An 8,238-nucleotide genomic window follows, 5' to 3' on the forward strand; every position below is an offset into this window, starting at 1 on the left:
GCGGCAAGCCCACGCCGACGGCAAACCGTGCGAGATCGACGGCGATCTCATCAAGGCACCGAATCTGAACCGGCTCGTGATCGATCTGTAGACTTGTAGGGTGGGTTAGCGAAGCGTAACCCACCGACCCTTCGACTTGGTTCAGGACAGGTCCGAGGCCGCTCGGTGGGTTACGGCCTCGCGGCCTAACCCACCCTACAAAAATCAATTCCTGATTGAAAGCGATTTGGAATTAGGCCGGGCCCGCGCGGAACTGGTAGAGCCAGGTTTCGGTCAGCGCATCGCCGTTGCCGCGGATGTAGAGCCGGAGCTCGACAGGATCGCTGCCGGTCGGGACGAGGTCGAAGATAGCCCTCCAGCGGCGCGTGCCCGGCACCGGCTCGATGAAGGCGCCGGAGACGGTTCCGCCGGACGCGGAGACGGCCGGTTCGGCCTTGACCGAATCGCCCCACAGCGGATCCAGCGCCGAGCCCGCGAATTCGACGCATATCTTGTACACGCCCTTCGGCCGGGGTTTTCCCGGCTGACCGCCACGCCCGATCCGGGTCGCCACGCAGCGGGCCACCTGCGCCGGGTAGGGCTCGTCCCCCAGCCAGTGCAGCCGATAGCGCAGCCGGTAGGAATTGCCGGCACGCGCCGGTCCGTCCGGCCGCCAGTAAGCCACGATGTTGTCGTGGATTTCGTCGTCCGTAGGCAGTTCCACCAATTGGACGGCGCCGGGGCCCCAGTCGTCCAGCGGCTCCACCCACAGGCTGGGCCGCCGTTCGTAGTTGACGCCGTCGAGATAGTTTTCGTACACCCGGTCGCGCTGCATCAGGCCGAAACCTTTCGGCCCCTTGTCGGCGAAGCTGGAGGTCACGGCGAAGGGCTGATTGATCAACGGACGCCAGAGCCGTTCGCCGTTGCCGTTCCAGATCGCGAGACCGTCGGAATCGTGGACTTCCGGGCGCCAGTCCTCGCGTTGGCGTTTCTCCTTTTCGCTGAACCAATACATGGAGGTCAATGGGGCCAGTCCCAACCGGGTGATGTCCTTGCGCAGGAAAAGAACCACCTCGACGTCCTGTATCACGCCCTCGGTACGCCGGATCGAAAAATGATAAGCACCGGTAAGGCTGGGGCTATTCAGCAGAGCGTAAACCGAGACCGGCTGGTCCTCTTTCCGAGCGCCCTCGATGAAAAATTCGGTGAAATCCGGAAATTCTTCAGGCGTGGGTTCGGCGGAGTCCACGATAACGCCGCGGGCGGACAGTCCGTACTGGCCCAAGGCGCCGATAGCCCGAAAATATGAGGCGCCGAGAAAGGCTATCCAGTCTTGGGTTCGCCAGTCCTTGCGCTTCCGAGATTCCTGCAGGCGAAAACCTGCAAAGCCCGTATCTTCAGGCAGCTTGCGGGCGATGCTGTCCTTGGGCATCGAAAAATACTTGGGTCTGTACAAGATTTCCCGCGCCACTCCGTGCTCCAGAACGTGCATCTTGACCGACTTCTGGAAGAACTGGCCCACGTGAAAAAAAGTAGCCGGATAGAGGGACGGCCCATTCGCGAACAAAGCATAATCGGGACGGTAACGGATATTCCCCCAAGCATCGTAATCGATCTGCTGAACGACTTTGGGCAGGGGTTTGGGTGGTGATTCATAGGGCGCCTTGGCCATGGCAGCAGCCCGCTCGATCAGCGCCTCAAAGGAAAAGAGCTGACCAGGGCCCAAACGAAGCCCTTCGGACGCAGGCGGGACAGCCCGAGCCACGTTGAAAAGCGTTCCCCCTAAGGCTACTAAGGAAGCGGATTTCAAGAATCCGCGCCGACTCAACTTCTGATTCATTGGATTGTAATTCTGTAACTGGTACTAATGACTTAGCGTTTCAATAACGAACGCCGATGAAATCGTATGAAACCGGCATTGTCTTGGCAATTCCGAGAAGTGCCCGGCTCTTGCCCCGAACGCGATTCCTAATTCCATTCGGCATTCGAGTGAACATGAAACGTAGGGTGGGTTAGCGGAGCGTAACCCACCGATTCGAGGTCGCTCGGCGGGTTACGGCCTTGGTTCCGAGGTAACGCCGCGGCCCCGATAGGCCAGAGTACGCTTGGAGGCAGCGCGGTAGGTCAATCGCCGGGGGAGCGGTTTGATATCGATCACGGTGGAGGGCGATGGCTGACATCTCGATTGCTTTCTGTTTTGAAATAAATATGCCACTCATTATTGACGCAAAATTTACACCATCTTTAGATCCGAAAGCCTAGAGTGAACGGCGCAGACCCGTCGGAACAGTACCTCGGCTACGCATGCTTCGAGAGAGCTTTAGCAAGGATATCGGCACACTAGGATTAGTCCAAAGACGCGATTGAGGCCGGCCGAAGTCACGAATACGGCGAGTTCGCCTCGGTCAATTCCGGCCTTTTAGAGCAGCCAAAGCGCATGGTATCCGCCACGAGCACCTCATCCCACGCCCCTACTTCCTTGCATAGGCCCTACCGCCGAGCGGTTGGATATTTCTGGGGGTTGGCGGCTCCCACGCTTTGCACGTTGATCAATTGGCCGCTGCGCGGTCAGATCAGCCCAGCGAACATCCTGATGATTTACTTGCTGGGCGTGTTTTTCGTGGCTATCCGGTTCGGACGCGGCCCCTCCATCCTGGCCTCTCTTCAGAGCGCCGGGACTTTCGCCTTTTTCGTTGCCCCTCCGATTTTTTCCTTCGCCGTCTCCGATACGGAGCATCTGATCGGCCTTGCCGTCATGCTGATCGTTGCGGTCGTGACCAGCAGCCTGATGGATGCGCTTCGATCGCAGGCCGCCGTGGCGGCGCAGGGGGAACAGCGCGCCTCGACGCTGTACCGGCTGAGCAAGGAGCTGGCCGGTACGCGCCAGGAGGCGGACGTGATCGCAGCCGGCATCAAACATATCTACTCCGAATTTGGGCTCCCGAACACCCTGCTCGTTCCGGACGGCCAAGCCCGGCTGCACTGTCCGGAAGGCGATCTTTGGCCGCCAGGCATGCCGGATCTGGATCTTGCCCTTGCACAACAGGCTTTTGACCAGGGGCAACCGCAGCCGCCCGGCGGCGGCACCGACACAAATTCTGTAGGGACCTCGCTCTACTGGCCGCTGGTCGGCTCCGAAGGCGTCCTCGGCGTATGGGTGATGGCGCTCCCGGCCCACCGAAGGCTTTCGCCGGAAGAACGGACGCTCCTGGATCTCTTTCTCCATCAAATCGTTCAATCTCTGGAGCGGGTTCGGGCTGCCGAACAAGCTCGCTGCACAGCCATCCGAATAGAGGCGGAAACCCTGAGGAATTCGCTGCTGAGCGCCATTTCCCACGATCTCCGCACCCCGCTTTCGACGATCGTCGGCGCCTCGGGAACGCTGGTCGAAGGCGACGAACACCTGGATGCCGAGCACCGCCAAAAGCTGATCCGAGCGATCCATGAGGACGCGAAGCGAATGTCCGATCTCACGCATAAGATCCTGGACATGGCCCGGCTCGAAGCCGGGAAGGTTGCTCTGAATCGACAGTGGTACGCCCTTGAGGAAATCATCGGCAGCGCCCTGCGCCGGATGCGAAAACAGCTTCAAGACCGACCGGTCACGGTCGAACTGGATAACGGATTGACGCTGGTCCATGTCGACGCGGTTTTGATGCAGCAAGTCTTGGTCAACCTTCTCGAGAATGCCGTCAAATATACGCCGGAAGCGAGCCCCATCGAGATTACCGCAGAACTGTCCCCGAAATTGCTGACCCTCTTCATAGCCGACCGGGGTCCCGGAATTCCGGAAAAATTCGAGCACCAGATCTTCGACAAGTTCTTCCGCATTTACCCGGAAGCGCCTCAGGGCGGCGCCGGACTCGGCTTGGCCATCTGCCGGGCCATCATCAGCGCACACGGCGGCGACATTCGCGTCGAGCCCCGGGCCGGCGGAGGATCCGTCTTCCGCTTGGAACTGCCGCTCACGGAAACGCCGCCGGACATCGAGCTGGAAAACGAGGCTTTATCGCGGTCATGACGGAAACCCGCCCCGTCATATTGGTCATCGAGGACGATCCGCACTTGCGGATGTTCTTGAGCACATGTCTGAGCGGCCAGGACGGTTGGTCGGTGATCACGGCCGAGACCGGGACCGAGGGTTTGGCTTCGGCGCGAAGCGCCAAACCGGCACTCGTGATCCTCGATCTTGGACTGCCGGACATGGATGGCGTGGAGGTGGTGGATCGGTTACGGAAACGCACTGGAGTCCCTCTGATCATCCTGTCGGCCCGAAATCACGAAAACGACATCACCCAGGCCCTCGATGCCGGCGCGGACGATTACCTGACCAAACCCTTCAGTACGGCGGAACTCGTGGCGCGTATCCGGGCATTGCTGCGGCGTGCCTCGCAGCGTTCGTGGGGACCGCCGCGCGATGTGTTTCAAGTCGGCGACCTAAAGGTCGAACTGACCCGGCGGAAAGTTTCTCTCGAAGACCGCGAGATCCATCTCACGCCGATCGAGTATCGCCTACTGACCGCCCTGATCAGTCATGCGGGAAGTGTCGTCACCCACAGACAGCTGCTGAACGAGGTCTGGGGTCCGGGCCATACCGAGCACAGCCATTACGTCCGGATTTACATGGGCCAGTTGCGACACAAGATCGAGGCCGATCCCGCCAGACCCCGCTATCTCCTGACGGAACCCGGTGTGGGATACCGTCTGTGCGACGACGAATGATCGAAGGCCCACGAGCGCGTGCATTGATACAGCCAAGCAATGACCGGCGGCGCTCGCCTTTGCATGATCAGGTCTGCATTGCCTTTTCGTTCAACATTAAACAGCGGAATGCCATCCATGCTTCACGTCTTAATAACGAGACAAGCGGGCAGCCGTCATCAGCGGCTGATCGGTCAAGAAACACGGCTACATCGTACTCACCAACAAGCCGATCAATCATGAATAAGAAATGGCTGATGATCGTGCTTGCCGCCTTACCGGTCCCGGCCCTGAGCGCCGAGGGCAGCCTACCGCCGCCGCTGGATCTGACCCATCATGCCGTCGGCTATCTGGCCGTCGCGATCTTCCTCGGAGCTTATGCGCTGGCCATGATCGAGGAGGTCACGGAACTCAGGAAATCGAAGCCGATGGTTCTTGCCGCCAGCCTCATCTGGGTCTTGATTGCTGCCGTATACGTCCGGGACGGCCTTGGCGAGCAGGCCGAGCAAGCATTCCGCACTGGGTTGGAGGGGTACGCGGAGCTATTCCTGTTCATACTGGTTTCGATGACCTACCTCAACGCCATGGAAGATCGGGGGGTGTTCGAATCCCTGCGTATCTGGCTGCTGCGCAAGGGCTTCAGCTATCGGCAGCTGTTTTGGATCACCGGATGCCTGTCCTTCTTGCTGTCCTCGGTGTGCAACAATCTCACCACCGCCCTTTTGATGGGCACCGTGATCATGGCGATGGGGCGGGATAACCGCCGCTTCATCGGCGTGGCCTGCGTCAACGTGGTGGTTGCCACCAATGCCGGCGGCTCCTTCAGTCCGTTCGGCGATATCACGACCCTCCTGGTCTGGCAAAAAGGGGTCGTGCCGTTCATCGAGTTCTATTCGTTGCTGGTCCCCTCCATCGTCAATTTTGTCCTGCCGGCAGCCATCATGTACTTCTGGGTTCCCAAGGAAAAGCCGGCACCCGCTCTGGAGGCTTTCGCCCTGCGGCGCGGGGCGAAAACGATTATTCTGTTGTTTCTGTTGACCATCGTCACCGCCGTCTGTTTCGAGAACTTCCTGAGTCTCCCGCCGGCCGCCGGCATGTTGGCGGGGCTCACCTATCTGAAATTCTTCAGCTATTACCTGCAGAAGACTGCGGCGCCACGCGGCAATTCGGGCGAAGTCGCCGATACCGATGCCATGGAAATCCCCTACGACCTGGAGGAACGGCATCATTTCGACGTATTCCACAACGTCTCGCGATTGGAATGGGACACGCTGCTGTTCTTCTACGGCGTCATGGTCAGCGTCGGGGGTTTGAGCTTCATCGGCTATTTGAACTACGCCTCGCAGTTCCTTTATACCGATCTCGACCCCACCATCGCCAACGTGCTGGTGGGCATCATCTCCGCCTTCATCGATAACGGCACCATCATGTTCGCCGTGCTGACGATGATGCCCGATATCTCACAGGGGCAGTGGTTGTTGGTGACGCTGACGGCGGGTGTAGGGGGAAGCCTGCTCGCCATCGGCTCGGCGGCGGGTGTGGGACTTCTCGGTCAAGCCAAAGGCTTCTATACCTTCAGCACACACCTGAAATGGGTTCCGGCCATTGCGCTCGGGTATGCCGGCAGCATAGTCGCGCATTTCGTGATCAATGCCCGGTATTTTTAGCGCGCAGGGTAAGTTCTGGAATGGCTATCGTCTCAAAGAAAATGGGATAGTGATCGCTTACGGACGGAAATTCCGATGCCTTTTATTCTGCGCATACAGAAATCTTATTAATCAGGCCCGTAAATACCCTCCTGGTATTTCGGGCCGCCGCCCAGGCCGGTACACGCCCGGCCTGGGCTCACGCGGCTTGTCGCCGCGCCGGGGCATCCCTGCCCCGGATTAACCCGGCCTATATTTATAGGCCGGGTTAATAAGAACAAAAAAGCATTTCAGCATGATTCAATTTCTGTCACTGGCCCGGGTTTTCGGGCTGATGCTAATGGTCTTCAGCATGACCTACATCTTGCCTATTTTGACGTCGCTCATTTATCGGGATGGGACGGAACTGCTTTTCATCGAGGACATGCTGCTCACCTTGGGTGCGGGTTTGCTACTTTGGATACTGACCCGCCAATTCGATAGGGAGTTAAAGGCCAAACAGGGCTTTATGCTGGTGGTGCTCGCCTGGACGGGAATGGCCGCCTTTGCAACTTTTCCACTGATGTCGTATCTGAAGAACCTGTCGTTTACCGACGCCTACTTCGAAACGATGTCCGGACTTTCGACTACCGGCGCCACGACTCTGACCGGATTGGATCGGCTGCCGCCCGCCATCAATTTATGGCGGCATGAACTCAACTGGTTGGGCGGCATGGGAATCATCGTCTTGGCGGTGGCGATTCTCCCGGTGCTCGGTGTCGGTGGCCGCCAGCTGTTTATGGCTGAAACGCCCGGCCCCATGAAAGACACCCAGCTCACGCCGCGCATTACCGAGACGGCCAAGAATCTCTGGCTGGTTTACGGCAGCATCACCGTGGCCTGTATTTTTGCCTTGAAATGGGCAGGGATGACGTGGCTGGACGCTGTCTGCCATGCATTTGCAACCTTGTCGCTCGGCGGGTTCTCCACCTACGACGCCGGTGTCGGCCATTTCAATTCGCCCGCAATCGAGGCGGTTTTGATCGTTTTCATGCTGCTGGCGGGGATGAACTTCGCCACGCATTTTCTGGCGCTCCGCGGCAGGAGCCTGATGCCGTACAAGCATGATGTCGAGTTGCTACCTTATCTGGTGCTTGTGGTGGGCAGTTGCGTGGCAATTGGGCTTTATCTGTGGCTTCAGGGCACTTATGCGGATTTTCCGACCGCCCTTCGCCACGCGAGCTTCAGCTTGGTGTCCATCGGCACCGACTGCGGGTTTGTCACCGCCGATTTCAACGAGTGGCCGATTTTTGCGCCGCTGTGGATGTTCTTCGTGAGTTGCGTTGCCGTCTGCACCGGATCCACCGGCGGCGGCATCAAGATGATGCGGACCCTGATTCTCGTCAAACAAAGCCAGCTCCAGATGTTCCTGCTGACTCACCCCACTTCGGTCAACCCGCTCAAACTCGGCAATATGGTCATTCAGTCACCGATCGTCCTGTCGGTGCTCGGATTTATTTTTGTCTATTTCATGAGCGTCGTGGTCCTTACCTTATTGCTCGTAATCAGTGGACTCGATTTCCTGTCATCGTTCTCCGCCGTGCTCGCCAGCATCAACAATGCGGGTCCGGGGTTAGGAGAAGTAGGGCCTGCCACGAATTATGGCGGATTGACCGACTTTCAAACGTGGATCTGCACCTTGGCCATGTTTCTTGGCCGCATCGAGGTGTTCACGGCGCTGATCCTGTTCACGCCGGCCTACTGGCGCAAATGAGCGTCACTCCAGAGGTTTGACGCGCTGGATGCAGCGCGATGTGGCCGCGGCACGAAAAGCGCTCCGGCAACTGCTCAAGGAACCGATTCGGTGTATTCCGGTGGAACGGAAAGGCAAGAAAGTATTGCGGGCGGAAGGACAAACGACCGTCGGGACCTT

General features: G+C 58.8%; 5 protein-coding genes. 4 read left to right on the plus strand and 1 reads right to left on the minus strand.

Annotation, left to right across the window (positions count from 1 at the left end):
• Positions 1-232 precede the first annotated feature (232 nt).
• Positions 233-1,819 carry a glucan biosynthesis protein D gene (locus ABJK70_RS16740; RefSeq protein WP_347258527.1) on the minus strand — a complete coding sequence of 529 codons (1,587 nt, stop codon included), beginning with the start codon at positions 1,817-1,819 and terminating at the stop codon, positions 233-235.
• 681 nt (positions 1,820-2,500) lie between these two features.
• Here ABJK70_RS16740 and ABJK70_RS16745 point away from each other — a divergent pair.
• The 4 genes from ABJK70_RS16745 (at position 2,501) to ABJK70_RS16760 (ending at position 8,079) form a co-directional block, all read left to right on the plus strand.
• Complete coding sequence (locus ABJK70_RS16745) at positions 2,501-4,000, plus strand: DUF4118 domain-containing protein (RefSeq protein ID WP_347258528.1); 1,500 nt, start codon at positions 2,501-2,503, stop codon at positions 3,998-4,000.
• Positions 3,997-4,701, plus strand: a complete 705-nt coding sequence (locus tag ABJK70_RS16750) for a response regulator (RefSeq protein WP_086134836.1) — start codon at positions 3,997-3,999, stop codon at positions 4,699-4,701. Before ABJK70_RS16745 ends, ABJK70_RS16750 begins: the two co-directional genes overlap by 4 nt.
• Positions 4,702-4,919: 218 nt before the next feature.
• Positions 4,920-6,347, plus strand: coding sequence for a sodium:proton antiporter NhaD (gene nhaD / locus ABJK70_RS16755; RefSeq protein WP_077730945.1), 1,428 nt, complete (start codon positions 4,920-4,922; stop codon positions 6,345-6,347).
• A gap of 274 nt (positions 6,348-6,621) precedes the next feature.
• Entirely contained in the window at positions 6,622-8,079 is a 1,458-nt protein-coding gene (locus ABJK70_RS16760) for a potassium transporter TrkG (protein ID WP_347258529.1), read from the plus strand.
• The last annotated feature ends 159 nt before the right edge of the window (positions 8,080-8,238 follow it).

The sequence above is a fragment of the Methylocaldum sp. genome, from assembly GCF_039794385.1.
Taxonomy (GTDB): Bacteria; Pseudomonadota; Gammaproteobacteria; order Methylococcales; family Methylococcaceae; genus Methylocaldum.